The 24496-nt window shown below is 42.8% G+C and carries 24 protein-coding genes and 3 pseudogenes; 6 read left to right on the top strand and 21 right to left on the bottom strand.

The genetic code is table 11. The features are described from left to right. The first annotated feature begins 44 nt into the window (after positions 1–44). Positions 45–404, top strand: coding sequence for an HMA2 domain-containing protein (locus ABT56_RS12940; protein ID WP_047879305.1), 360 nt, complete (start codon positions 45–47; stop codon positions 402–404). Between the two features lie 54 nt (positions 405–458). Here the strand turns inward: ABT56_RS12940 and ABT56_RS12935 are convergent, their stop codons facing one another. From ABT56_RS12935 to ABT56_RS12925, 3 genes are all read right to left on the bottom strand, one after another. Then, positions 459–902, bottom strand: a complete 444-nt coding sequence (locus ABT56_RS12935) for a hypothetical protein (protein ID WP_047879304.1) — start codon at positions 900–902, stop codon at positions 459–461. 236 nt (positions 903–1138) lie between these two features. Further along, positions 1139–2344 carry a NupC/NupG family nucleoside CNT transporter gene (locus tag ABT56_RS12930; protein WP_047879303.1) on the bottom strand — a complete coding sequence of 402 codons (1206 nt, stop codon included), beginning with the start codon at positions 2342–2344 and terminating at the stop codon, positions 1139–1141. A 221-nt stretch (positions 2345–2565) separates the two neighbouring features. Next, positions 2566–3513, bottom strand: coding sequence for a LysR family transcriptional regulator (locus tag ABT56_RS12925; RefSeq protein WP_047879302.1), 948 nt, complete (start codon positions 3511–3513; stop codon positions 2566–2568). 211 nt (positions 3514–3724) lie between these two features. Between ABT56_RS12925 and ABT56_RS12920 the strand changes: the two genes are divergently transcribed. After that, complete coding sequence (locus ABT56_RS12920; RefSeq protein WP_047879301.1) at positions 3725–4054, top strand: DMT family transporter; 330 nt, start codon at positions 3725–3727, stop codon at positions 4052–4054. A 94-nt stretch (positions 4055–4148) separates the two neighbouring features. Here the strand turns inward: ABT56_RS12920 and ABT56_RS12915 are convergent, their stop codons facing one another. The 5 genes from ABT56_RS12915 to ABT56_RS12895 form a co-directional block, all read right to left on the bottom strand. After that, positions 4149–4484: a hypothetical protein gene (locus ABT56_RS12915; RefSeq protein ID WP_047879300.1), complete on the bottom strand. Its 336-nt coding sequence runs from the start codon at positions 4482–4484 to the stop codon at positions 4149–4151. 291 nt (positions 4485–4775) lie between these two features. Further along, the gene (locus ABT56_RS12910; RefSeq protein ID WP_047879299.1) at positions 4776–6335 is read right to left on the bottom strand and encodes a methyl-accepting chemotaxis protein; all 1560 of its coding nucleotides are present in this window, start codon (positions 6333–6335) and stop codon (positions 4776–4778) included. 378 nt (positions 6336–6713) lie between these two features. Beyond that, on the bottom strand, positions 6714–7811 hold the full coding sequence (locus tag ABT56_RS12905) for an ABC transporter permease (protein WP_047879298.1): 1098 nt from the start codon (positions 7809–7811) through the stop codon (positions 6714–6716). Beyond that, on the bottom strand, positions 7808–8734 hold the full coding sequence (locus tag ABT56_RS12900) for an ABC transporter ATP-binding protein (protein ID WP_047879297.1): 927 nt from the start codon (positions 8732–8734) through the stop codon (positions 7808–7810). The genes ABT56_RS12905 and ABT56_RS12900 overlap by 4 nt, the downstream gene beginning before the upstream one ends. A gap of 3 nt (positions 8735–8737) precedes the next feature. Further along, a complete protein-coding gene (locus ABT56_RS12895) occupies positions 8738–9688 on the bottom strand; it encodes an HlyD family secretion protein (protein WP_047879296.1) in 951 nt (316 codons plus the stop codon). A gap of 554 nt (positions 9689–10242) precedes the next feature. Here ABT56_RS12895 and ABT56_RS12890 point away from each other — a divergent pair. Further along, a complete protein-coding gene (locus ABT56_RS12890; RefSeq protein ID WP_047879295.1) occupies positions 10243–11286 on the top strand; it encodes a GMP reductase in 1044 nt (347 codons plus the stop codon). A gap of 911 nt (positions 11287–12197) precedes the next feature. Here the strand turns inward: ABT56_RS12890 and ABT56_RS12885 are convergent. The 5 genes and pseudogenes from ABT56_RS12885 to ABT56_RS12865 all read right to left on the bottom strand — a co-directional run. After that, complete coding sequence (locus ABT56_RS12885; protein ID WP_047879294.1) at positions 12198–13034, bottom strand: hypothetical protein; 837 nt, start codon at positions 13032–13034, stop codon at positions 12198–12200. A gap of 103 nt (positions 13035–13137) precedes the next feature. Further along, positions 13138–13938 carry a DUF5677 domain-containing protein gene (locus ABT56_RS12880; protein ID WP_047879293.1) on the bottom strand — a complete coding sequence of 267 codons (801 nt, stop codon included), beginning with the start codon at positions 13936–13938 and terminating at the stop codon, positions 13138–13140. 113 nt (positions 13939–14051) lie between these two features. Next, complete coding sequence (locus ABT56_RS12875) at positions 14052–14477, bottom strand: hypothetical protein (protein WP_047879292.1); 426 nt, start codon at positions 14475–14477, stop codon at positions 14052–14054. A gap of 252 nt (positions 14478–14729) precedes the next feature. Next, a pseudogene (locus tag ABT56_RS12870) lies at positions 14730–14935 on the bottom strand (hypothetical protein). Between the two features lies 1 nt (position 14936). Beyond that, positions 14937–15224, bottom strand: a pseudogene (locus ABT56_RS12865) (hypothetical protein); the annotation flags it as partial. 80 nt (positions 15225–15304) lie between these two features. Here ABT56_RS12865 and ABT56_RS23945 point away from each other — a divergent pair. Next, on the top strand, positions 15305–15463 hold the full coding sequence (locus ABT56_RS23945; RefSeq protein WP_157037850.1) for a hypothetical protein: 159 nt from the start codon (positions 15305–15307) through the stop codon (positions 15461–15463). 25 nt (positions 15464–15488) lie between these two features. Here ABT56_RS23945 and ABT56_RS12860 read toward each other — a convergent pair whose 3' ends face one another. The 6 genes and pseudogenes from ABT56_RS12860 to ABT56_RS12830 all read right to left on the bottom strand — a co-directional run bounded on the left by ABT56_RS12860 (position 15489) and on the right by ABT56_RS12830 (position 20822). Continuing rightward, entirely contained in the window at positions 15489–15842 is a 354-nt protein-coding gene (locus ABT56_RS12860) for a hypothetical protein (protein WP_047879291.1), read from the bottom strand. Positions 15843–16215: 373 nt separating this feature from the next. Further along, a pseudogene (locus ABT56_RS12855) lies at positions 16216–16524 on the bottom strand (hypothetical protein); the annotation flags it as partial. A 285-nt stretch (positions 16525–16809) separates the two neighbouring features. Further along, positions 16810–17154: a hypothetical protein gene (locus ABT56_RS12850; protein WP_047879290.1), complete on the bottom strand. Its 345-nt coding sequence runs from the start codon at positions 17152–17154 to the stop codon at positions 16810–16812. 458 nt (positions 17155–17612) lie between these two features. Next, positions 17613–19040, bottom strand: a complete 1428-nt coding sequence (locus tag ABT56_RS23270) for a serine hydrolase domain-containing protein (RefSeq protein WP_053062481.1) — start codon at positions 19038–19040, stop codon at positions 17613–17615. A 274-nt stretch (positions 19041–19314) separates the two neighbouring features. Then, a complete protein-coding gene (locus ABT56_RS12840) occupies positions 19315–19512 on the bottom strand; it encodes a hypothetical protein (protein WP_047879289.1) in 198 nt (65 codons plus the stop codon). 929 nt (positions 19513–20441) lie between these two features. Continuing rightward, positions 20442–20822, bottom strand: coding sequence for a barstar family protein (locus tag ABT56_RS12830; protein ID WP_240478314.1), 381 nt, complete (start codon positions 20820–20822; stop codon positions 20442–20444). A 410-nt stretch (positions 20823–21232) separates the two neighbouring features. On the opposite strand from ABT56_RS12830, the gene ABT56_RS12825 reads away from it, so the two are divergent. Continuing rightward, positions 21233–21925 (top strand): hypothetical protein, encoded by a 693-nt coding sequence (locus tag ABT56_RS12825; RefSeq protein WP_205626084.1) that lies wholly within the window; start codon positions 21233–21235, stop codon positions 21923–21925. Positions 21926–22017: 92 nt separating this feature from the next. Next, positions 22018–23196, top strand: a complete 1179-nt coding sequence (locus ABT56_RS12820; RefSeq protein ID WP_047879286.1) for a C45 family peptidase — start codon at positions 22018–22020, stop codon at positions 23194–23196. A 117-nt stretch (positions 23197–23313) separates the two neighbouring features. On the opposite strand, the gene ABT56_RS12815 is transcribed toward ABT56_RS12820, so the two are convergent. After that, positions 23314–23796 (bottom strand): hypothetical protein, encoded by a 483-nt coding sequence (locus ABT56_RS12815; protein ID WP_047879285.1) that lies wholly within the window; start codon positions 23794–23796, stop codon positions 23314–23316. A gap of 97 nt (positions 23797–23893) precedes the next feature. Beyond that, entirely contained in the window at positions 23894–24415 is a 522-nt protein-coding gene (locus ABT56_RS12810; RefSeq protein ID WP_047879284.1) for a M23 family metallopeptidase, read from the bottom strand. Between the last annotated feature and the right edge of the window lie 81 nt (positions 24416–24496).

Genomic DNA, 24496 nt, shown 5'->3' with positions numbered 1-24496 from the left:
TAGAGTCGCGAATAGTAATAGTTTTCATCTGTATTGGCAATTTCATGAACACTTACATTCATCAAACACACAAACGCTTACGTATTCGCTCTGACTATATTCGCGATCACTATGAAGATGTCGAGCAACTTATTAGCCAGCTGAAAGAAATTGATGCAATTTCCGATATCAAGCACAAAAAATACGCAGGATCTGTTGCTATTTCGTTTGATAACACCCAAATTAGCGCTGAAGATATCCTCGAAACCGTGGAAAGCCATCACTGGCTGCGCGAAAATAGCAAACCAACATTCATTGAGAATGCTGTCGCAAAGGGAACCAAAACGTTTGCAAGAGGAATGGCTGTAATGGCATTGAAACGACTTGCTGGCCCATCGGTCAGCCGATTGTTACTCAGCCTATAGACCATAAATTGCCAATCATTCAGAGACACAACAAGCCGGATAAACCGGCTTGTTTCATGCTGCTTTTAATCCAAATTTCTTCACTGCACATTTACACAGCCCGCCAGATAAAGCCGGGCAACGTTTACACGCTGGCGATTTAAGTGGCAACTTAGCTAGTGCTAACGATTGCTGCGTGATACGACTGATCGTCGGTGCTGCCGGTTGGGAATCGCTTTTGTGAGCATGTGGGGAGGCGGTTATTGATGATAGAGATAAACCCGAGCCAGAATAACCATCATTGAACCATGAAAATAAAGGGTTCAACGGTGTGGCAAGTTCTGATGCTACACTACGAAGTGTATCTTGAGAGATCTGCTTCACTTCACCTTTCAGCTCTTCGCCTAACCAGCTATTTGCAGGGGCTTTCTTTTTGAGACCCGCCAAAGCCTGATGACTCACATGGCTTTCTGGCTTCAATTTCTTCTTGAGCTTTTTTAGGGCTTTCTTTGCGTCCACAACCCATCCTCAAATATCAAGTTCAATACAATTGAACCTCATCAACCTAGAACTTTTTGAACTTAGCGCCCAGTAACTTAGAGCCTTATCAATTTAACAAAGCAAGAGAGCAAGGTAAATAAGAATTATTAGCAGATGAGATAAGAACGCATTACAGGAAGTAAAATCATCAAGATGGCGACAGAGCAGGCAGCACATAAATAAAAAAGGGAGCACATGTGCTCCCCCTCAAACAACTATAGTGACAAAATAACGCCGGCAACCGCAGCACTCATCAAATTGGCCAACACCCCTGCGGTTATGGCTCGAATGCCCATTTGAGAAATATAGCCCCGACGCTCAGGAACCAAGCTCCCCAGTCCGCCAATCAATATTGCCATTGTTGAAATATTGGCAAATCCACACAACGCAAAAGTAACAATGGCAATGGAATGCTCGCTGAGCTGGCTCTTCACATCCATCAATGAAATGAAAGCAACAAACTCATTCACGACAATCTTATTGCCGAGCAAACCACCAGCAACGATAGCTTCATTCCACGGCACGCCAATAACGAACGCGACAGGGGCAAACAGATAGCCCAAAATCAATTCAAAGCTCAAGGTCAGGCCAACCAAATCACCAAGTTTGCCCAACAGGCCGTTGAGCATAGCAATCACACTGATGAACGCGAGCAAGGTTGCCCCTACCGTCACAGAAATACGCAGGCCAGAGATTGCACCGTCGGCTAGGGCTTCGATAACATTGGTGGCTCGTGGCAACTCTACCGATGTAATCTCATCGGCATCTAGGCTTGTCTTCGATGGCGGCACCATGATTTTAGCCATCAGCAAACCAGCGGGTGCAGACATAAACGCAGCAGCAATCAGGTAATTCAAATCGACACCCAGCGAGGCATAACCTACCAGAGTTCCCCCGGCGACAGAAGCCAGACCACACGTCATCACAGCGAAAAACTGGGAGTCACTCATTTTGTTCAGGTAAGGCTTCACCACTAACGGCGCTTCAATCATACCGACAAAAATATTGGCCGTTGCCGATAAAGACTCAGCCCTACCAGTGCCAAGAAAACGCTGCAAACCACCGCCAATCACATTGATGACTTTCGGCATCAGCCCGATATGGTACAAACCCGAAATCAGAGCTGAGAAGAAAATAATGATACCCAGTACATTGATTGCAAAAACAAAACCAACACTACCGGTTGCCAAGTTGCCGAACAAAAAGGCGATTCCTTGCTGGCCGTAATCAATCACACCAGAAACCGCCCCCGAAACCGCATTCAAGGCTTCTTTACCCGCCGGGATGTAGAGCACGAGAAGGGCAAATAGAATTTGCAACGCAAAAGCACCCGCTACCGTTCGGAGGGGAATATTGCGGCGATCTGTCGACAACAATGCTGCCAGCATAAAAATCACAGCAATACCCAATAAAGAAGTCATAACAAAACCTTACTCATAAAATAGAGCAGCGCATTGTATGAATCGGTAACCACACTGCAACCACTCTTTGTTATTGATTTGTTACGCTCAGATACCCAAACAACACCAATACCCTCAAGGCATTGTTTATCAAGCCACTAAATACTTATTGGCTCCAATTATTGCCAAATGGAAAAAATGTTTATGTCACAGCACACAATATGCATAAGCTGTCTGACTGTTTATTCATCACTAAACTGTACCCAAGGGCGCAAGGCTTTATCCCAATATGGCTCATCACCGATATAGGTTTTGAAGAAATTCAGAACTGCAGAGATCTTTCGTGGTAGATGCTGACGAGAAGGATAGACAGCATAAAATGGCATACGCTGACTTGGCTGCCAGTCCGGCAATAATTGAATCAGTTTCCCGTCACGAAACTCGTCTCGCAGTAAATAAGATGCCAGATACGCGATTCCCCATCCTGCTATCGCTGCATCCCGAACCGCTTCGGCCAAATCCACCCGATAATTACCTGCCACCTTTATATTCATAGACTCACCTGCTTTGGTAAACAGCCATTCGCTGTAGTCCCTTTGGCGGCTACGGTAAGTTAAACAATTATGCTGCTGCAAATCCGACGGATGCAGCGGCGCCCTGTGCTCGACCAAATACTTGGGGGATGCAGCCAGCACAAAGCGAACGTCTGCCAAGCGCTGGGCAACAAAACCCTCGGGCAAATGTTCATAATTTGTGATCCACAGATCCAGCCTATCGGCCAACATATCGGCACGGTGATCAAACAGACTCAGCTCAACCTGTAAATCGGGATATTGCCGACGAAGATTTTCAATGGCCGGAATCATATGCAAGCTACCAAACGATTGGGACAGCCCTATCCTTATAACACCCGTGACATCATCACGCTGCTCCGCCATCTTGTCACATCCCCCTTGAACAGCATCAACAACTTGCTTGGCATAGACTGCAAATTGATGCCCGCCTTCGGTGAGAGTCAGCGAGCGCGTAGTACGCTGTACAAGCTTCACACCCAGCGCGGCTTCAAGCTGTCCCAACTGCTTACTGACATGGGATGTGGATACACCTAGCCGCTTTGCGGCCTCGGTAAAACTGCCCGCCGATAGCAATGTCTGAAAAATTACCATTTGGCTGGCTTGCTCGTGAATCATGACTCTCTCACTCGTTCAATCTCATCCATGAGCGCTACGTTCAAATAAGCCGACCAGTCTATCGTCCTGCTCATAATTGTCACCTCTTGACGCTATTGAACGCCAATTATTACCCATGTGTAATATTTATTTGCAATAGGAAGGCATTATCATCTCAGAAGAAATATTTATACTGATAAGCCTAACGAGAACATCAACAACGAGAATTAAAATGGGTTGGATTTTCCTTTTCTTGGGCGTCTTTGCTGAAGCAACTTCACATGTAGCACTTCGCGCCACAAATGGCTTCACTCAATGGCTCCCAAGCTGCATTGTCATCCTTGGTCACCTGGTCGCTTTCCTGTGCCTAGGACAAGCAATGCGTACCCTTCCGGTCGGAATCGTGCATGCCTTATGGGCAGGGATGGCAATCATCAGCGTTGCCGCTATGTCAGCCATTATTTATAAGCAGCAACTCGACCCGAAAGTGTGGTTAGGAATGATCATTATCGCTATCGGTATTGGCGTAATTAATCTCGCCGGTCATACCCACGCCCATTAATTCCGCTTATATATTCCCCAAAATAAAAAAGGTGCATCATGCACCTTTTTTATTAATCAAACGATATATTCGGCAAAAATAATTAACCAGATATTTATTCGTCGTCTTGTGTTTTATCTTTAGAAAACTTCTTTAAAATCGACGAGATAGGTACTATTGGGCCCATCATATTAACACGCAGTGCGTCCGAGCCTGATGCATAATGAAGCTCAGATCCATCCGAGGCTGAATAGTTATATTTATAATTAAACTTTGCTGTTGCCATGTGCAACAAATCAAAGTCTTTCCGGTGACAAGAAATATAGGCACGCCAGTACATTGCATCTAACACTTCGCGAGGATGCTCCGCCCGGATAATAAAGCGCCAACTCCCCTCTTCACCATAAAAGTCGAGAGGAAATACATTTTTTGTTTTTCTTTTGCTAAACAAGGCCAATGCACCTGAAGTTCACTGAGTCTGCTAGATTATGCAAAGATTATCAAATATTGAAAGATATTGAGGCTCAAATCAGAAAATTTTGACATAGTTGTGCACTTTTTGCCCGTAATGTCACAGCTAACCCACATATCTAATCACATCTTTGCTTCATATATTTATTGGCAACACAGAACATACCTCAGTAAGTTCACTGTCTCGATCCACTGGTGCATAAAAAAGACCGCTCTCGGCGGTCTTTTCTCATAATAACACTGTGACAGACAAACAGTAAGCAGGCGCTGATTAAACTCGGAATGAGCCCACTTGCTGATCAAGATCCTTCGCCAACTCAGCCAACTCACGGCTAGTTTGCTCTAGCTCTTGGCTTGCCTCCAGACCGACCTTCACTGAACGGTCAACGGTATCCATATTCAAGTTGATCTCATTGGCTACGCTTGACTGCTCTTCTGTCGCCGTCGCAACTTGCGTATTCATATCCAAAATAGTCATCACTTGAGCAGAAATCAGCTCCAAGGCCTGCTGGGCTTTTTCTGTCGATTCAGCCCCTTCCGCCGTCAACTGCTTACTGCTATCCATTGCATCCACCGCATTTTGTGCCTCATGCTGAAGCTGATCGATCATCGTCTGGATCTCTTCTGTTGAATGCGCTGTCTTGGTGGCCAGATTACGTACCTCATCGGCAACAACTGCAAAGCCGCGACCCGCCTCACCAGCACGAGCCGCTTCAATAGCCGCATTCAACGCCAGCAAGTTAGTTTGTTCCGATATCCCACGGATAACATCTAAAATCGAACCAATCGACTGGGTTTTCCCTGCCAGCGCTGTAATCACTTCCGCCATCGCATTCATCTGCTCTGCAAGGGCAACAATCTTGCTGGTAGCATGCTGAAGGATCTGACGACCTTCTTGCGTTTCCAAGTTTGCCTGCTCAGCCGATTCAGCTGCACCCGCAGCGTTTTGAGAAATTTCGCTAATTGTTGCAATCATCTCATTCATCGAGGTAACCACCAGTAACGATTGCTCGCTCTGCTCATGACCTCGAGAAAGCGCATGCTGGGATTGATTACGCACTTCTGAGGCAGACTGTCCCAATGCATGGCCAGTATTTACAACTTGCGCGACAATATCGTTAATTTTGCTAATGAAAACATTGAACGCTTTCGAGATATGGGCAATTTCATCGTCACCTTTTACCGGCAAGCGAATAGTCAAATCACCATCACCTTTGGAAATATTCTCAAGTGCGTACTGCAAACCAACAAGTGGCTTGAACATGCGTCCAAGTAACACCATCAAGGCACAGCCACAAAGGACAAAGATAGAAAGGATAACAATCAACTGAGTCATCATAATGTCGTTAGCCGCATCGCTAACTTCAGTGATAGGAATACCAATGTCTAATGCACCGTATAACTGTCCATTAACATAGACCGGTACCATGATGTCGTAAACCCACACTTCCTGCACATCTGCATACCATTTTGAATGCTGCGCCTTACCTCTAGCTGCGCTATCTATGGTATAGCTGTCATTATAAATTTTATTGATTTTCTCTACATCACTGTGCGCTACAGCTTTAATATTTTTATCTATAACAACTGCATAGCTAATATCTGTGCGTGACTTAAGTGAAAGAAGCAATGCTTGTAAGTCATCTATAGGCGCTGATGAGCTAGAAAGAATATATTCCACATTCTTTGCGAGTAATTCAGCCTGAGCCGTTGATTTCTTTAAAATAATCTTATCTATCTCTTGATGTGAGATATAAGACGTTGATGAGATACTTGTTATCGCCGCGATTGCAAACATGATGCTAACGACAATTAATATTATTTTTTTCATTTACCCATTCCTTTATATCTCGTGAGCTAATTGTTAACCCTTTGAGACACGACGTCACCTTCGCCAAAATACCGTCCTTGACGCGCCGTAAAATTGGCGATTTGAGTTATTGGTATTTTTATTCCTCACGCAAAATAATACACAAATCACTAGTGTTTACCTAAAGAGATGTTCCAAATAGTGAGGTTAGATAGTTTATTTTTATCTCAAATCAAATTGCGAATAATAAACAAACAATAAAAGATCAAAAGTTAAACAAAATACTAGCAGATAGTTGTTTTGCGAGCATTTTTCATCACGCAAAATAACCACCTCTAAAATAACTCAATCTTAAAAATCAATACAATTGTAAACAGCTAGCCAGACAAAAGGACATGTTCAATCCAGAGATTTTCTGAAACGTTTGGCTGCCACTAGCAGACCAATCAACGTAAAGCCCGCTAGCCAAAGCGTATCTCTCCACAAATCGATAACATCTGCCCCCCGAAGCACAATACCTCGGATCACCCGCATGAAATGCGTCGCAGGCAAGACCTCAGCAATCCATTGTGCAACTACTGGCATCGCTTCATAAGGAAACATAAAGCCCGACAACAATATTGACGGTAATAAAATAAATACTGTCATTTGCATCGCCTGCAATTGTGTCGTGGCAATGGTTGAAATAACCAACCCTAAAGTCAGACTGGCGGAAATAAATAACAAGGTACCTAGAAGGATCTGACTTATTGCTCCATTTATTGGCACATTAAATATCCAATAACCCAACCCAAGGATAATCACAACCTGAATTAAACCGACAAAAATATAAGGAACGATTTTTGCCACCATCAGTTCCATTGAATGAATAGGCGTAGTAATTAACAGTTCTAGGTTGCCTCGCTCACGCTCTCTCACTATCGCTGCGCTGGTGAACAATATCATCGTCATGGTAAGAATAACGCCAAGTAAGCCAGGGATAATATTGATCGCCGAACGCTGGGTCGGATTATAGTAAAGCACCACCTCGAAGGTTTTTTTCACCACAGGTCGTACTTCAAAATCCAAATCGGTCAGTGGCATAAATTGTAGCCCCAGAATGGCTGCACTGATCATGGTATCCGAACCGTCGACAATCCACTGCCCCAAAACTCTCCCTTGCATGGCCCGCTGGGTCAAATCACTTGGAAGGATCAATGCCGCCCTGACATCTCCTTCCGCTATTGCCCGCTCCGCTTCCTGTGGGGTACTGAACTGGTGTTTGACATTAACGACCTGTGTCACTCTCACCGATTCAGTAACAATTCGACCAGCAGCACTACCACTTTGATCAACAACAGCAATCGGGATATTTCGCACATCGGTATTAATAGCAAACCCAAATAGCAACAACTGAATCAAAGGGATCATAACGACCATACCAAAAGTAATTCGATCTCGAGACAATTGGCGAATCTCCTTCACCATAATTGCCTTCATTCGATAAAAACTCTTCATTGCCGTCCCTTTCCTGTTACCGAAACAAAGACATCCTCCAAACTCGGTCGGGCGATATTCATTTCACAATCAATAAGTTGTGGGAATTTATCCTTCAGCCATACCATCGGCTGCTGAACGTCTTGATTAACCAATACCCGTAAGCGAATACCAAGTTGAGCTGCGGATCTGATCTCTGGTAGCAACAGTAACTTATCTTTTAACTCACGCAACCGCTCAGCTTTGATCTCGATGACCTGTACCCCCATCTCGTCCATCAACTGTTCCGGCGAACCATCGGCTCGGATCTCTCCTGCTTCCATGATAGCCAGCCGATGACAACGTTCAGCTTCATCCATATAGTGAGTAGTCACCAAAATCGTTGTTCCTTGGGCAGACAAATCAAACAGCTGCTCCCAGAACTCTCGCCTGTTTTCAGGATCGACTGCCGATGTTGGCTCATCAAGGAAAAGCAATTCCGGATTGTGCATTGTTGCCGCCGCCAGCGACAGACGCTGTTTCTGTCCTCCACTCATCCCTGATACCCGCTGATGGCGACGCTTATCCAAACCATATCTGACAAGCTGCTCATCAACTCTTTTAGCCAGCACCGCTTTTTCCATACCGAAGATCTGGCCGATAAATTCAAGGTTCTCACAAACGCTCAAATCGTCGTAAAGTGAGAATTTCTGCGTCATATAACCAATTTTCAAACGCAGCAATTCCGATTGCTCGGGAATGGTAAGTCCAAGTACAGAAACCTCCCCCTCTGTAGGACAGAGCAACCCGGTCAACACGCGAATTGTGGTTGACTTTCCACACCCGTTCGGCCCAAGGAAACCGTAAATTGATCCTTTGGGTACATTGAGAGTAATGTTGTTGATCGCGCTAAAATTACCAAATTTTTTTACGACCTTGCTCGCCTGAATCGCGTACTCTGTCATTGGTTACTCCAACAAATCTACCTGTGATGGAATACCTGATGGCAGATTAGCCGCGCTTTCGGGCAAATCGACCTCCGCCAAATACATCAACCGCGTCCGCTCGTCCTCGGTAAGTGCATAATAAGGAGTAAACGATGGCTCAGTCGCCACCCAACGCACCGTTCCCTCCATTGCCGTTTCAACCCCATCTACATGCACAGTGACACTCACCCCTGGGGCCATATTCCCCCGGTGCTCAGCCGGTACATAAACACGTGCATACGGGCGAACACCAGCCTGCATAACGGCAACGATACCATTAACAGGAACCCGCTCCCCTAGGTTATAAGGCAAGTTATCCAAAATACCGTCTCGGGTTGCCACAATATCTAGCTCTGCCAGTTTTTGCTCCTGCAACGCCACATCGGCCTTGGCCGCCAGCAATTCTGCTTTTGCCTGTTCAATATCTTCTAGGCGAGCACCGGCGGTCAACTTGTCAAACTTTTCCCTATCGGAGTCAAGCTGCGCTCGCGCTGAATCACGAACAGCCAAGGCCGTGTCTTTTTCTGATTGGCTGATCAGCTTTTTGGCAACTAATTCTGCCTTACGGCGGTAATTTTTCTCAGCCTCTGTAAGCTGTGCTTGCGCTCGGGCAACTTTCGCCTGGGCCGCTGCTATATCTTCGGGCCGTTCACCATTTGTCAATTTCAACAAATGGGCAGCAGCTTTTGCCTCATCAGCCATAGCATGAGCCAAAACCGCTTGCTGATTTTTGCTATCCAACCTGACCAATAACTCTCCTTGCTCAACAAAACTCCCTTCCTTTACGGGTAATTCACGAATAATTTCGCTCGCTGTCGCAGAATAAGTCACCCTGTCACGTTCAAGAACCCCCAAAGCTTGACTAGGAGACTCATATTTACATGCACTCACCGTCATTATAAGCACAATTAAAGTAAGGAATTTCACTCGCATTGCCCTATCCTTTATTTCATTTCTGCCTTCCCTCTATTTATTACCTTACCATGGCTTACAAAGCATATTTTCATTCCTCTATCACAAATTAAAAAAATAAAAGAAGCCGCCTAAAAGACATAAGGCAATGATTTTTATAACTTAATAATGAGGCCGGCAAAAGGTGGAAATACAAGCTTAATATTTAAAGTCAATAGCAAAATATTGATTTTTGAACAAGGCAAAGACATGTCTTGCTTAAACATTCTCAAAGAAATGAATAATATTAATTGGAAGGGAACAGTTGTTTTGCCCAAAGAACAGATCACCCAGATATGAAACCTGTTTAGCACTAAGGGAAAATGGATTTATAATCTTCGGGAAGATAACACAAAAAAATTTACATTATCAGTCTTGCTAATTAACTTTCTCTGCCTATAATGCTGAAAACCGGAGCGTCTGCCAACGCTCCGGTTTTTTTGTGCCTGCTTTCCGGTGATCTAACCGCTATCTGCCAATAGCTGAAAGCCAGAAAGCAACTATTCGATAATTAGGTCGAGAAAAGGAATAACCCAATGCGTATCGAACAAGACTTGAAACTAGGCTTTAAAGATGTACTGTTCCGTCCGAAACGTTCTACCCTTAAAAGTCGCTCTCAAGTTGAATTAACCCGCGAGTTTACATTTAAACACAGTGGCCGTCAATGGTCTGGCGTACCTATTATTGCCGCTAACATGGACTCTGTAGGTAGCTTCCGCATGGCTCAGTCCCTAGCCAAGCATGGTGTAATGACGGCTATCCACAAACATTACACTGTCGCTGACTGGGCAGACTTCGTTGCCAACAACGATGCCTCTGTACTGAACAACGCAATGGTTTCTACCGGCACATCTGATGCTGACTTCCAGAAAACCAAAGACATCATGGCGCTTTCTGATGATCTTATCTTCATTTGCATCGACATTGCCAACGGCTACTCCGAACACCTTGTAGAGTACGTACAAAAAGTACGTGCAGCCTTCCCTGACAAGGTTATCAGCGCTGGTAACGTCGTAACGGGTGATATGGTTGAAGAACTGATCCTTGCCGGTGCCGATATTGTAAAAGTGGGTATTGGACCGGGTTCTGTATGTACTACCCGTGTTAAAACAGGTGTCGGCTACCCTCAACTTTCAGCCATTATTGAGTGTGCTGATGCAGCTCACGGCCTTGGCGGTCGTATTATCGGTGACGGTGGTTGTGCCTGTGCCGGTGACGTATCCAAAGCCTTCGGTGGCGGTGCAGACTTCGTCATGCTAGGCGGTATGCTGGCTGGCCACGAGGAAAGCGGCGGTGAAATCATCGAACAAGACGGTAAGATGTTCATGAAATTCTATGGAATGTCTTCACAAAGCGCGATGGACAAGCACTCTGGTGGTGTTGCCACCTACCGCGCTGCTGAAGGTAAAACCGTACTATTGCCTTTCCGTGGCTCAGTGGATTTCACCATCCAAGATATCATGGGCGGCGTGCGCTCAACCTGCACCTACGTTGGTGCGGCACAGCTTAAAGAGCTAACTAAGCGCACGACTTTCATCCGAGTTCAAGAGCAAGAAAACAACGTTTTCGGTAAAGAGTAAACTCAGTATTTCCGAATAATTTAAGGCCGCTTTCGAGCGGCCTTTTTCGTACCCAAAATCAAAAAGTGGCGACAAAGTGGCGACAGCCAAAATTTACTATCTCTCTTTCATCACCCAATGTGCGTACCTGGCTGGTTCGCAGGCATAGTGCCGAGCACTCTCAGCATTTTGAACCAATTGAATAGATTTCTGCATATAGTTTCGATATTTCCCTGCAAGCGATTCAACTGTCCCAAAAACTAAATTTCAGTTTTGGTAAATGTCTAACCAACTGTTTTTATTTGGTTTAGCTGCTATTGCGATCATCCCGTGATCTTTCATCTCACCGACAATCGCCACGTAAAGCACGAACTTTTATTTAAATTCAATAAGTTAAGTTAGAGCCACCGCTACAACTGCAGATCATTAAACTGAAAAATAGTGAAATTTAGATCATTGTTTGAAATTCCTGATACGCGATTTCAGGGCTGTATTACTCTCCCCTACTTTACCCCTTAGCCCAGTATTCGCAGGGGCTTAGAGGGCATTAGGCAACGCAGGAAGCGATAGAAAATTGCGAAAAACAAAACTGAAATAATTTGCGGATCGCACAGCCCGCAGGAGGGGAGGAGGAGTGCGTTTTACGTGGCCCTACCCTTTGCGTGGTGATTTTACGCCTAAGTTCTGGACGTAAAAAAGCGCCCGAGTGGGCGCTTTAGTGTTCAAGAACGAGAACCAAAGTTATTCGACAAATTTAGCCTTGTAGACAGAGTAAATATAGAGTGGCAGTTCCAAACCTTATCATATCAGCAGCTGTTGTTGACAACCGGGAGAGACCATATGTATGAGCAACGCAATACCGATGCTTCCGCATACCACCTTAAACACTAAACGCGACCAATAGCAAAAATGCCAAGCGATGCGAATCACTCTTAAACAGATTGTATGGTGAATTTTTTCAAGATTGCATTTGTACGTTTTACTTTTGTTTGAGCTTCATGTATCCAGCCACCATCTCGACTTAAATATTCGTCGAATGCATCTAAACGTTCCGACAAATCAATGAAATTATCTAATCCCAACCTAACCTTATCGGCTGCATTTTCTACCTCTCGAGTATTTAAAACGCCTTTAGGCGGAACTTCTACTTCGGGAAAATTGTAGCTATTTAAATATGTAATCCCAGCAAGCGTTACTACCTCTTTAAGATGCTGTTCATCTTTTACCATTCCGATTTTGGACCTAAAAATAGATGCTAGTCTTGGCTGTAAGTATTCACATGTTGCTAATAATGCACTGGTTTCGTTTTGATAACTTGTACCATCTCCCGGATCAAACGGAAATGACCGAGAATAAGTATCTAGAATAAGATCCAAAGCCATTATCGATTCGTCATCGAGAAAAAGATGATGCTTAAGCATAAGGTTTTTAAGTTCTCTGTAACTGACATAAGGGACACGCTCCCACAAACCATCATCTGAATCAGCTAAGTAACCCCAATCCTCATTAATTTCGGCAACTTTTGCAATTAGAGATACATATGCTTCACGTTGATGGTCAAAAAATAAAGAAGTACGCAATTGACTAACTTGGTTATCATGTTTGATAGCTTCAACTTTAGCGTTTAAGTCAGTTTTGTAGTTCTCTAATTTTTGACTGTACTCAAAGCTAATTGATTGTTTTAACCGTTCTGATATCCACGTCCGAGCTAACCATGAAATAATAGCCCCACTTGTACCACCAGTTAGTATTGTTATAAAGATGTCCAACTGAACTCCTATTTACCTAACACCTACGATAAGGCGTGCCCCACTGAGCCGACAAAACGCACAAACTCCATACCAAAACCTCCGAGTGTAACGCATTGCCTTGTTATGTGACTTTATAAAGTTGCGCAGAATATGACTCTATCAAATATTCAGAATCTTTCTTCGCAAACTCCATTTCCCATAGATTACCAACAGCCTTAATCATCTCAGCCACAAAACTACAGACATATGAAAGAGTAAGCCCACACAAAACAAAGTCCATTTCCTGTCCGTGTAGCCTAGATAAAACTACACTCTTGACACAGTTAGGAGTTGAATGAACATGATTTGAGAGGAGTTTATAAGCCCCCTGAAACTCATCACCATCAATGCAACGTAACTCTATTAATTCTTTTTGGTTATACAAAGATGCTTTTCTACCTTGTCTGAGCTGTTTTTTGGTTACGGAGTCTTGAACTTTATATTGTTCACACTCTAAAAGCGCCTTCTTTAAAGTTAATTTTTCATTTTCCAAATCCGTTGTTGTATCTAATTCCCACTTGAAACTGTCTGACATTGATAAGAGGGTACAAGTATCGTGATAATCAAATAGAATAAATCTAAAATCAGACTCATCTTTATCAACATCATCTATGCAGTAATACCAGCATAAATTTGTTGATTCAATAATGTTACGACCTAACGATGCTATAGAAGAAAAATCAAAATAAGGTATTTCTTCACCATCATCTTTAGGTAGAATTTTAAGTAAAGAAACGCAATTGTGGACTAGTTTTGCTAAAAAATAAGTTGATAGTCTTTTACGCCGATCATTTGTATTAACTCTTCCGAAATGCATCGAAAGATCTGTTGCTATTTCAGTAACCAATCCAAAATCATCTATTAGTTCACTTATATCACCCAAATTTATCTCCTGTCATATAACGCCGGGCATAAGGTACGCCACAACCAACTAATCAAGCACACTGAACTCCAAACCAAAACCGCCGAGTGTAATGCGTCACCTTGATGCCTTTATTATGTGTTTTTTTGTTGCAATTGCTTGGCTTTAGGTAACCTCTTTTCGATAGCCGCGAATCTTGGTCCTGCTTTAATACCTATCCGCTGATCACCGTAGATTTCTTTCATTACTGCTATATACCGCTCACAAATACGTACTTCTAGATCATAGTCTTTGGCTTTTCTAGCTAAGATCGCTACACGTTCAAAGTAATATGGCGCAGGTGCTTGATCAGTGATTCTGTACTTATTTAGCTCTGACTCACAACACTTCATCATTACTTCAAGGTCATGCTTTTTATCATGAGCTATTTCATATGTTGCTTTGCCTTCAACAAGCAACTCACCGTCGGTTGCCTTTGTAATAATTTCACCGACAGTCTTACAGGTCAGATCATCAGTCGAAATCTTTCCCTTTTTCAACATTCTTTTGAAGAAATTCATGGTTTCTCCTTAAACACATAACAGCGTTTTTAAACAGAATTCTCGCTTTCACCAGAATACCTCCCGAAAGTTTCTTTTCAAAACCCTTTAAAGTCAATACGATAGCAGCGAAAGTATGCCAATTCACACATATTTGTGTCTGTATAAAATAAGAAATCGGTATTAATGAGACCTCGTTAATACCGAATCACAAAAAAATAAACTTTAACTTTCATGCGCTTAAAAAGAGCCAACCGTTAAAAGTGAGCATTTTTAGGCTTCATTAACACCAATCAAATAATCGAATGCTCCCCAGCCGAACTGCCGCTCCTTGGCGTTCTCAGTGAACTCATCCACGATCGCATCGGCGATGGCCTCGCCATGTTGCCTGACTGGGCGAACTCGCCCTCGACCACGAAGCCCTTGTCTTGCAGCTCTTTGATGATTTTCTGTTTCAATGATGTTTTGCTTAATGCCATGTTACTTCCCTGCAAATACGGTTTTTGATACGTCGACATGGGGCTTGCCCATGAACGGACAGATAGTGGCACCGGTACACACGCCCTTGCCTCCGTTCATCTTGATGGTTCTGGCCTGCTCAACAATGTAGGCCGCTTTGGTCACGCGGGTTGCACCTATCTCCTCGATAAGGTTTTCCAGCACCTTGACCCGCTGATTAAGACATTCGATACGCTCATCCTTGTCGGTCTTTCGCTCGAAGTTACCCGCTTGGTCGACTAGCTGATAGACGCCCTGGCGCTGCTGGTAGCAGTTCCCCACTTAGCCCAGTATTCGCGGGGCTTAGCGGGCATTAGGTTAACAATGAATACCTAAATGAGGAGAGTTTTATGGCTAAATTTCTAACACATACAAAACTTGTTCTAGTTTCACTTCTGCAAGCCATTAGTGCGGTATGTGCCAGTACTGTTTCAGCAGGTATGATGTCCGAGGTAGATCTAGAGGCTTTAATGCCTCTAGGCTTCCACCAAAAAGCATTTACTATATGACGTTAATATACAATAAGCGATATAATCAATTTCCTCCTCGCTGCCACCCTAAGAGAAAATCATTATATCGAACCGTTCCCTCCCTATAAGGATTTTTATAAAACTGATTGGCGCTTGAGTACCCACGCTGATAAGCTAGTCTCTTAGTTTGGGGGATCTCTCGCCCTGATAATTTAACTTCTAGTTCATTCGCAAAACGTATGGCCATTGTCATAGCCCACTCTCTATCGTAAGCCTTGTAGATTTCAGTCAATGACCACTCTTTACATTTCATTTGATTATCTTGCTCATTCTTTGCCATTTCCAGAGACTCAAATGGTCCAAAGCAATGACAAATCTCTGTATTGGTATTTATTATTTTTGCAAACCAGAAAGCCATTACCCCTCTCCTAAAAACAATATTAAACTAGCCAATAAAATGGAAAAGTACATTTCACTCTATCGAATCGAACACTATGACAGAAAAATTGTGCTGAACCGTGATATAATTCCACTCAAAAATTTAGTTGTAATGACACACTAAATTATCTCTTTGGTAAAACTTGAAACTCTCTTTTGGGATCGACTCAGGCCTTTACCTGTGATGTATATCCTATCGTTCATAATTTAAAAACATGATTTTTACACATAAAAATATATGTCAAATAAAAAAGGTATTGATGAAACTTTATCAATACCTTTTTTTCGAAGTGTAATCTATTTCCTGTTAGCTATCTATACAGATCAGAACTAAAAACAAGACAGAGATCACATCAAATAATCGGATGCTTCCCTGCGAATACGGTTTTTGATACGTCGACATGGGGCTTGCCCATGAACGGGCAGATAGTGGCACCGGTACACACGTCCTTGCCGCCGTTCATCTTGATGGTTCTGGCCTGCTCAACAATGTAGGCCGCTTTGGTAACGCGGGTTGAGCCGATTTCCTCGATGAGTTTTTCCAGCACCTTGACCCACTGGTTGAGGCATTCGATACTCTCATCCTTGTCGGTCTTTCGCTCGAAATTGCCCGCTTGGTCGACCAACTGATACACGCCCTGGCGCTGCTGGTAGCGGCTCTCCCTTAGCCCAGTATTCATGGAGATCTCGTGGGCATTAGGCAGTGCAGGATAGGAAAAGTGCGTTTTACGTTGCCCAACCCTTTTCGTGGTGATTTTACGTATTAAGTTCTGAACGTAAAAAAGCGCCCGAGTGGGCTCTTAATTGTTGAAGAACGAGGACCAATGTCATTCGGCAAATCTAGCCTTGTAGAGAGACCGAATGTAGAGCAGCAGTTCCAAACCTTATCTTATCGACAACTGTTAGTGACAACCGAGGGAGTCCAAGTGGCCGTTATGTATAATTTTTTACGAAAAACATAACCAACTAGCCATTAGTAAAAATGCTACTACTGCAAGTAAAAATGTTAGATCCCAAAAAAAGTACAGAGGGTAGATAAACTTTAAAAGACTTTTTAGCCAACCATTTTGTAGTTGCAAAAATGCTTTCTCCTCCATAAAACTAGACATGCTAAACCACAGCCCTCTAACACAATCAACCTCCTTCAAAATTACATAGCGTCCTTGAATCAACTCATTATTTTGCGATTTCAAAACCAACCAAACCACAAAAAACAGGGCAAAAAAGAAAAACGTTGGAATTGTTATCCATCCCAGAGGAGCAAGTAATATTGATGCTACAATATTATCCAATTTACCACCTAACCAAATTATTCATAACAAATGACATAGACTCCCCCCAGCAAATACTAAGCCGGAGGCTGCCACGTCACCTTCAAGCTATGGCATTGATGTAGCCAATCATTTCTTTAGTATCCACAGTGAGAATAACAAAAGCAACACCCTGATCTACAAACAATATCTCGAAGAAAGGTACTCACATTCTTTGCCAATTTACCGCCTACCATTGTCGGGATGATTACAAATCGATGTATGGCTAGGTGGACGCCTCGTCTAGCCCTGTAAACAGACAAAAAATAGAGGAGCAGTCCCAAACCTTATCGGCAGCTGTTGTTGACACCCCGGGGAGTCCATGTAGCCTAATTAAGCGGAAATTAATAGTTGGCTAAAATTGCGAAGCGATGGCCAACTGTTAATTTCCCGTTTAAATGATTTGTTAAATGGCAAGCACTAAACTGCTAAGATAAACATCAATTATCAAAAAAAGCAGGTAGAATAAAGCGTTTCATCATTGTAGGAAGTTGAGATTGCCCTGCGAAGTTTGAGGCTGTTTTAACAACCACTAAGTTTAGCTCTTTAATAATGGCTATCTCTTGTCCACCCCAGCCACTAGCTAAAACTGCTGAATAGTTTTTCTCCCCAATAGAGTAACTATTATGCCACCAAAAATAACCGTAAGTATCGTTATAAGGATTAGTCTCGGGGTTCATTGAGTCTATAACCCACTGCTTATCAATAACCTGCTTGCCTTGCCATATACCTTCATTAAGCATCAACTGGCCAACTTTGAGCATATCTAATGGGCGCATCATTGCACCACCGGCAGTATTGGTTTTGCCATCATTCTGCTTTGACCAAAAACTATTTTTAAAACACAAAGCACTTAATGCACTATCACGAGCATAATCTGCAACAGTCGGCAACTTAGTGGCCGTATCTATAACACCACCAACAACGGAAACATAGCCACCACTATAAGAAAAGTGCTCCCCTGGTTTATTCGTCAAGCTACGTTTTAGTGTAAACGCGACCGAATCATCACTTCCCATTTCTGCCGTACGGGTATTTTTAGGATCTGTATAAGGAACGCTCCACTCATCCCATTCAAGGCCTGCCGACATATTTAAAAAATTGGCTAAAGTTATTTTTGATTTATCTGCTGTTAATATACGAGCATATTGAGGTAAAAATTTAATAATTGGTGCATTCACATCCGTTAATTTACCCTCGGTAATTAAACTGCCGAGTAATAATGAAGTAATGCTTTTACTCACAGATTGAAGTTGGTGTGGGTCATTACGCTCCCAGCCATTAAAATACTCTTCTATTAACAGTTTATTGTCTTTATAAATCAACAAACTATCTTGCTTCCCCCAACCGTATCTATCTGATTTTATTTGCTTGATTAATTTTTCAATTTTTTCAGGATGCTTGCTGTTTTTAGCTAAAGAATGAAGCTTATATTCCTCAGAGCAACTCTCCTGATCTACGGCAGAAAAATCAGTAAAATTAGGATTGCTATTATATAAAAAGGGAATTGACGGCTCTACATTGATACGATTAAACGGGTGCTGTTGACCATTTATTTCTTCTACATACTTTTGAAACTTAGCCTCTTTAACACCTGAAAATTGACCAGTTAACCCCCACTCTTTAAGAGTAAAACTATGTGCTTCATTAAGATCTAACTCTTCAACTCCCCACACATTACGAGCTATTATTTTGCCATTTCGTTCTAGTACAATAAAATTAATGGTCGAGTCGTTTTCAGATTGAAAAACACCTGTATAGGGATTTTTGTCCGCCTTAGTTTGTGAAAATGCGCTGGGAATCGATAATAAAAACACACTCACTAGTATCATTGATATCTTGGGTACACGCTTAAAATAATGTTTCATATAAATCCTTTTTATGCGACGATTCAAAAGACAGAATATCCATTTAACCGTGTTTTTAAACAGAATTCTCGCTTTCACCAGAATACCTCACGAAAAGCTTCTTTTTAAAACCCTTTAAAGTCAATACAATAGCAGCGAAAGTATACCTATTCACACATACTTTGTCGGTATTAATGAGACCTCATCAATACCGATATGAAAAATGAATATATCAATTGCAAAATTAAACGAACAAAGACATGGCAACTCTCTTTTCAGAGTCCATGCTCTCCTTTCAGATAATCGAATACTCCCCTGCCGAACAGCCACTTGTCACATTGGCCTTGGCGTTCTCGATGAACTCATCCACGATCGCATTGGCGATGGCCTCGGCCATGTTGCCAGCTTGGGCGAAATCGCCATCGACCACGATGCCATTGGCTTGCAGCTCTTTGATGATTTTCTGTTTCAATGATGTTTTGCTTAATGCCATGTTACTTCCCTGCAACTACGATTTTTGATACTGCAGGATAGGAAAAGTGCGTTTATACGTGTCCATGCCCTATGCGTGATGATTTTACGCTTTGGTGCTGAGCGTAAAAAAAGCGCCCGATTGGGCGCTTGGTTGTTTAAAACGAATATCAATTCAGCTAGAACTTATTAGCTGCCAATGATTAAGCTTCGCTTCTTATCACTAAAACTTGCACCATAGTATTTACGTTGATTACCGCACATCCAGCATGAACAAACGCAAGGTGTCGATGCACAAATGCCTAACCTTCGATTTGAAATATTTACTGAGTTACCCCAAAACGTTTTTCTATTGTTCTTAACTCGTTGAATATGGTGTCTGCGCAAAGCTCGTTTTGCAATTTTCATAATTTACTCCCGAATAGGTTTATTCGAGTGACCACTCCTTCGAATGGTCGCCTCTACCTGAATCGAGAATGTTTGAAGTAATCCATTTTTCTCCTAAAACCTGACGAACGACATAAACTCCCCTTCACCCAGCAGATACTCAGCCGGAGGCTGCCATGTCACCTTCTATCTGTGGCATTGATGTAGCCAAACATTCCTTTAGTATCCACAGTGAGAATAACAAAAGCAACACCCTGATCTACAAACAATATCTCGAAGAAAGCTACTCACATTCTTTGCCAACTTGCCTCCTGCTATTATCGGGATGGAAGCCTGTTCAAGTTAACCAATGTATGGCTAGAGAACGCCTAGCCTGGCCCAGCATAAAACTACCAACCAGCGGTGAGACCGCAGTAAAAGCCCCCTCAATATATGTCGTAAACGACGATAATCGACAGAGCGAAGCAGACAGCTTTGTTGTTCGATCATATTGGCGGCTGTACCAACAAGGGGAATCGCTTTACCCCTTGACACCCCAAAGGCTCATACGCGCGTTATGGCATATTAGTTCCATTCTACTCTGGTATCTATGTTTGGATACTCTCGTCTCAAGTCATCAAAACAACTTTTTAAGGATTCGAAGCACTCAGGGAGAGTCGACTTCAAATGACTAGAACCGACAAACTCTATGACTTTAGGCAAATCTGAATCGCGTAAACCTAGATCACAAAGGCAATCCCAAAATGCGTCCCAGTTTTTTCCATAAAAATCAGGAAAACCTAAGCAATTAGCCATTAATTCATGAAGTTGAATTTTGCTCTCTATCATTCTTAAATCAATACGCATAGTCCCTCTATAAACAGAATTCTCGTTTACACCAGAATGCCCAGAACACCTTCCAAAAATTTTCTTTTTTGCCCCATTTAAAGTCAATACGATAGGCATGTATATATGCTCATCTGCTTATATTTCACCTGTATTAAATGAGAAATCGGTATCACTAAGCCTCATTAACACCAATCAAATAATCGAATGCTTCCCTGCCGACCTGCCATCGACGACGAAGCCTTGAGCCTATCTCTTCGATAATGTTGTTCTGAACCCACTTAGTATCGATTGATATCAAACATACTATCAACCTCCAGTCCCCACACATACAAACACAGAACCACATCCATACACATACTAATCAAATTCAAATATTTACTTATAAAAATCATTGTAACCAACGACCAATTACCACTATATAACCTGAATGCGACCTTAAAAAACATTTGATATTAAACACATTGACTTGAAAAGGTTCAACATCAAACATAATATGACGTCAACGAAACAAACAAGGGTGCACATAAATGCTGAAAAAATCACTAATAGCATTATTACTAACACTTCCCTCTCTATGTATGGCGACTGATACCGCAGAAGAGAGCCCAGATCCTAGCGATCTTACTCAAGTGAACAGTTTTGCTATGACAACACTCGATACTAAAGGTGATGGGAAATTTTCAGCAGGGATAGCAGGCCAATATAGCGAAGGAAACACATTTCTTGGTTTAGCCGAATACTCCAAAAAGAACGTTAGTCGTTTACGTTATTTTCAAGTGCTAGACACTGGTATTCACGAAATGGATAAAGCCGGATTTTCAATTGATTACATCAAGGACTGGAGTGCAACACAAACCAGCGATCTAATCGCCATCGGCGGTATTGCCAAAGTCAATACGCCTTGGGAGTCATTCACTATTTACCCTAACGTCGCATATGTTACAGGCAAGACTGGAAATATGGACATCAATGGCTATCAAGCCAACTTGTTTGGTTCGCTATCGCTCAGTGACTGGGGCCAATACATGATTGTCCAACCTCAATGGATGGAAACCAACATTGGTAGCAAGCTAGAGACAAAAATCGGCTACGGGCAGCCAATCTCTGACGATGGAAAATGGTGGGTACAAGTTGATTACACAAACCTAAGCCAAAAAGCCAAGGGCAGTAAATCGGTCTCAGACAACAAGGGTGAACTCGGGTTCTTCTACTACTTCTAGCGCAAGGCTTAGTAAAAATAACCCTTGATAAATTATCAGTTTAAATAATTACTGCTAGTGGCCTAGCCCACCAGCTGCACGGAGATATGACCATGAAAAAAACACTTCTTGCTGCAACTATCGCAATAACGTCTGCGTTTAGTGTACAAGCTGAATTGATCCAACATACAGACCAGATTGCAGAAGTAAAATTTACTGGGTCGACCTATGAGCTAGGTAAGCACGTTGGTAACGTTGGCCATCAGCAGATCATGGCTGGTATCGAACGTTTTGACAGTATGCTTGGCGTAATGCTAGAAGGTATGGATCTTGATAACCTAAAAGAGACTTTCGACAAGAACGACGTTTACGGCCAACTCAAGATACACTCGCCAGACTCGGCAGAGTACATCGCGGGGTTATCTGATGCACTCAACCTTGAGCCAAACTACCTACTCGCGCTTGGCATGTCTGATGAAGCAGTATTTGAATCTCAGCGTTCTGGTGGCCTTGGTTTCTTAGAAGAAAGCGAGAAAAAAGCTGAAGCCCCGGCCAAATGCACGGTAATGGGTAAAACCAACGGTAAAGGTAAAGCCATTGGGCTGGCAAACTTCGACTACATGGGCATCAATGAAGAGGGCCTAATGGTTATCAACCATACAGACCTAGAAGGGAACACAAAGCTCATTCAAACTTGGATTGGCCTCATCCCTTACGGCGGAGTCACTGCCGGGGGGCATCCTCTGCTGATGAATACCATGTCTGATGAAGGCACAGCACGCCAGCACGATAATGGGCCAATTCTCGCTAAGGGCCTAATACCTTCCTACAAGATGTCATGGGATGTATATAACGCGAAAACACCAGACCAAGTTAAAGATGTGTTTGATGCAGGTGCACCAACAACCTACTTTTCCTATTTAATTCTTGATGCCAACGGCAAAGTATCCAACGTAGAGAATGGTTATAAAGATAGCACGCGTTGGGGAGCGGCTGACTCTATGGTTCACTCTAATCATTCGAACTTTGTTCATCATGACTTCATTGAGGGGGACTTCGGTGGTCAAACGCTGCTACGCAAGGAACACGGGGAAACGCTACTCGCTACAATGGATATGGAAACTGAGTTCAAAGATGTACTACCTACAATGCAACATAAGCCGCTATACAAAGGTCGTGGCGGCGCGGTAAGTACAGTTACAACTACGTTCTGGAAAGTTGACGGCAAGAATGTTGATATGAGTATTTATACTGATGCCAACCACCCGGTAGTCACTATCAAAAACTACTAACTAGCAACATCCGTCGTATCTATAAAAAACACATTGTATCTCATAGAGCCCACCCATATTTTCGGTGGGCTTTATTAAAATGGGTAATATAAATATCGGTAAAATAAGTAATATATTTCACATCATCGTCATTTTATCTTGTGCTATAGATACTTTTATCCCGTACGTTTCAGCACAATACTCCAAAAAGTTGTAAAGCAACTCTTTTTGATTAGTTGTTAATAAACTCAAATTGAAACAATAATCAGAGTATCCCAATTCTATATACAGTGGAATCAGCTCTACAAAATAACCGTGATGAGGCTTACGATGAAGTATATATCGACAAATCGCCGGCAGCAGCCATATCATACCTTTGGAACTTACAACTTCATGTTCATCACAAATGGCATACAACGCATCATAAGTTATCTCTATATCACCAAAGGGAACTTTGTCTTCAATGATTTGCCTAATAATATCCTGCTCCGAAACTGAAAAGAACTCATCAGCTCCGGGACAGACACAAACCGGAAATTCTTTTTCAAATAGGATAATGTACTCTTCTCGTTCTATATATCCCCAATATCTCAACAACCTTTCTCCTTCATTGAATATCATAACACTTTTCAGTGAAACCAAGCGTACAAATCCCCCCTATACATAGCTCACAGCACTAACCGTGCCGCTATGAATCGGTGCTTCAGAAATCACCACCTCAGTTTTGGCAACGATCAAATGCTATAGCTGGATCAAGGTAGAACATTTTCTTCCATCCTTGAGTCTGCTCGGAGATGAGCCACGGGTATGGCACCAGGCTTAATACCGAATAGTGCAAATGAGCGGGCTTACCTCTTGCATTGCCCGTTTGACCGACTGTCCCTATTGTTTCCCCCGCTGACACCCAATCACCTATTGATACTAGCCCAGACGCCATATGAGCATAATAATGAACACGCCATTTGGGACCTAACACCGCCGCTACATTCCCCCCTTTGGGTAACTCTCCAACATACAGCACCACGCCATCGCTTGCTGCAATCACAGATGTTCCGTGCTTGGCAAAAATATCAATCCCTTTGTGCGTACCCGACGTTCCCCAGGGCTCATACCAAAACGTCTTCTTATTCCAGTCATTACATTGTGCATCTTGAACCGGAATCATTGTCGTCGCAGGAAAAAGTAAACCGGCCCCCACAACAATTCCCACACCAATAGCGATCCATTTCCCCCACTGCATTCAATCATCCCCTCGCTTTCTAACAGATATTATTAGATGATTTCAGGATGCCTAAGAGAAGCCTGAAATCATAATTTTTCG

It is taken from the genome of Photobacterium aquae, from assembly GCF_001029445.1.
GTDB lineage: Bacteria > Pseudomonadota > Gammaproteobacteria > Enterobacterales > Vibrionaceae > Photobacterium > Photobacterium aquae.
Note: the sequence above shows the minus strand (reverse complement) of the source record. Positions and strands in the feature narration are given on the sequence as shown.

Coding starts and splice junctions, on each gene's coding strand:
- ABT56_RS12920 (WP_047879301.1), top strand. CDS start 3,725: ATGGGTTGGATTTTCCTTTTCTTGGGCGTCTTTGCTGAAGCAACTTCA.
- ABT56_RS12825 (WP_205626084.1), top strand. CDS start 21,233: ATGCTGAAAAAATCACTAATAGCATTATTACTAACACTTCCCTCTCTA.
- ABT56_RS12900 (WP_047879297.1), bottom strand. CDS start 8,734: ATGACAGAGTACGCGATTCAGGCGAGCAAGGTCGTAAAAAAATTTGGT.
- ABT56_RS12925 (WP_047879302.1), bottom strand. CDS start 3,513: ATGATTCACGAGCAAGCCAGCCAAATGGTAATTTTTCAGACATTGCTA.
- ABT56_RS23270 (WP_053062481.1), bottom strand. CDS start 19,040: ATGAAACATTATTTTAAGCGTGTACCCAAGATATCAATGATACTAGTG.
- ABT56_RS12810 (WP_047879284.1), bottom strand. CDS start 24,415: ATGCAGTGGGGGAAATGGATCGCTATTGGTGTGGGAATTGTTGTGGGG.
- ABT56_RS12875 (WP_047879292.1), bottom strand. CDS start 14,477: ATGAATTTCTTCAAAAGAATGTTGAAAAAGGGAAAGATTTCGACTGAT.
- ABT56_RS12840 (WP_047879289.1), bottom strand. CDS start 19,512: ATGGCATTAAGCAAAACATCATTGAAACAGAAAATCATCAAAGAGCTG.
- ABT56_RS12940 (WP_047879305.1), top strand. CDS start 45: ATGAACACTTACATTCATCAAACACACAAACGCTTACGTATTCGCTCT.
- ABT56_RS12860 (WP_047879291.1), bottom strand. CDS start 15,842: ATGGCTTTCTGGTTTGCAAAAATAATAAATACCAATACAGAGATTTGT.
- ABT56_RS12910 (WP_047879299.1), bottom strand. CDS start 6,335: ATGAAAAAAATAATATTAATTGTCGTTAGCATCATGTTTGCAATCGCG.
- ABT56_RS12905 (WP_047879298.1), bottom strand. CDS start 7,811: ATGAAGAGTTTTTATCGAATGAAGGCAATTATGGTGAAGGAGATTCGC.
- ABT56_RS12930 (WP_047879303.1), bottom strand. CDS start 2,344: ATGACTTCTTTATTGGGTATTGCTGTGATTTTTATGCTGGCAGCATTG.
- ABT56_RS12820 (WP_047879286.1), top strand. CDS start 22,018: ATGAAAAAAACACTTCTTGCTGCAACTATCGCAATAACGTCTGCGTTT.
- ABT56_RS12890 (WP_047879295.1), top strand. CDS start 10,243: ATGCGTATCGAACAAGACTTGAAACTAGGCTTTAAAGATGTACTGTTC.
- ABT56_RS23945 (WP_157037850.1), top strand. CDS start 15,305: ATGGCTAAATTTCTAACACATACAAAACTTGTTCTAGTTTCACTTCTG.
- ABT56_RS12830 (WP_240478314.1), bottom strand. CDS start 20,822: ATGCCTATCGTATTGACTTTAAATGGGGCAAAAAAGAAAATTTTTGGA.
- ABT56_RS12895 (WP_047879296.1), bottom strand. CDS start 9,688: ATGCGAGTGAAATTCCTTACTTTAATTGTGCTTATAATGACGGTGAGT.
- ABT56_RS12815 (WP_047879285.1), bottom strand. CDS start 23,796: ATGATATTCAATGAAGGAGAAAGGTTGTTGAGATATTGGGGATATATA.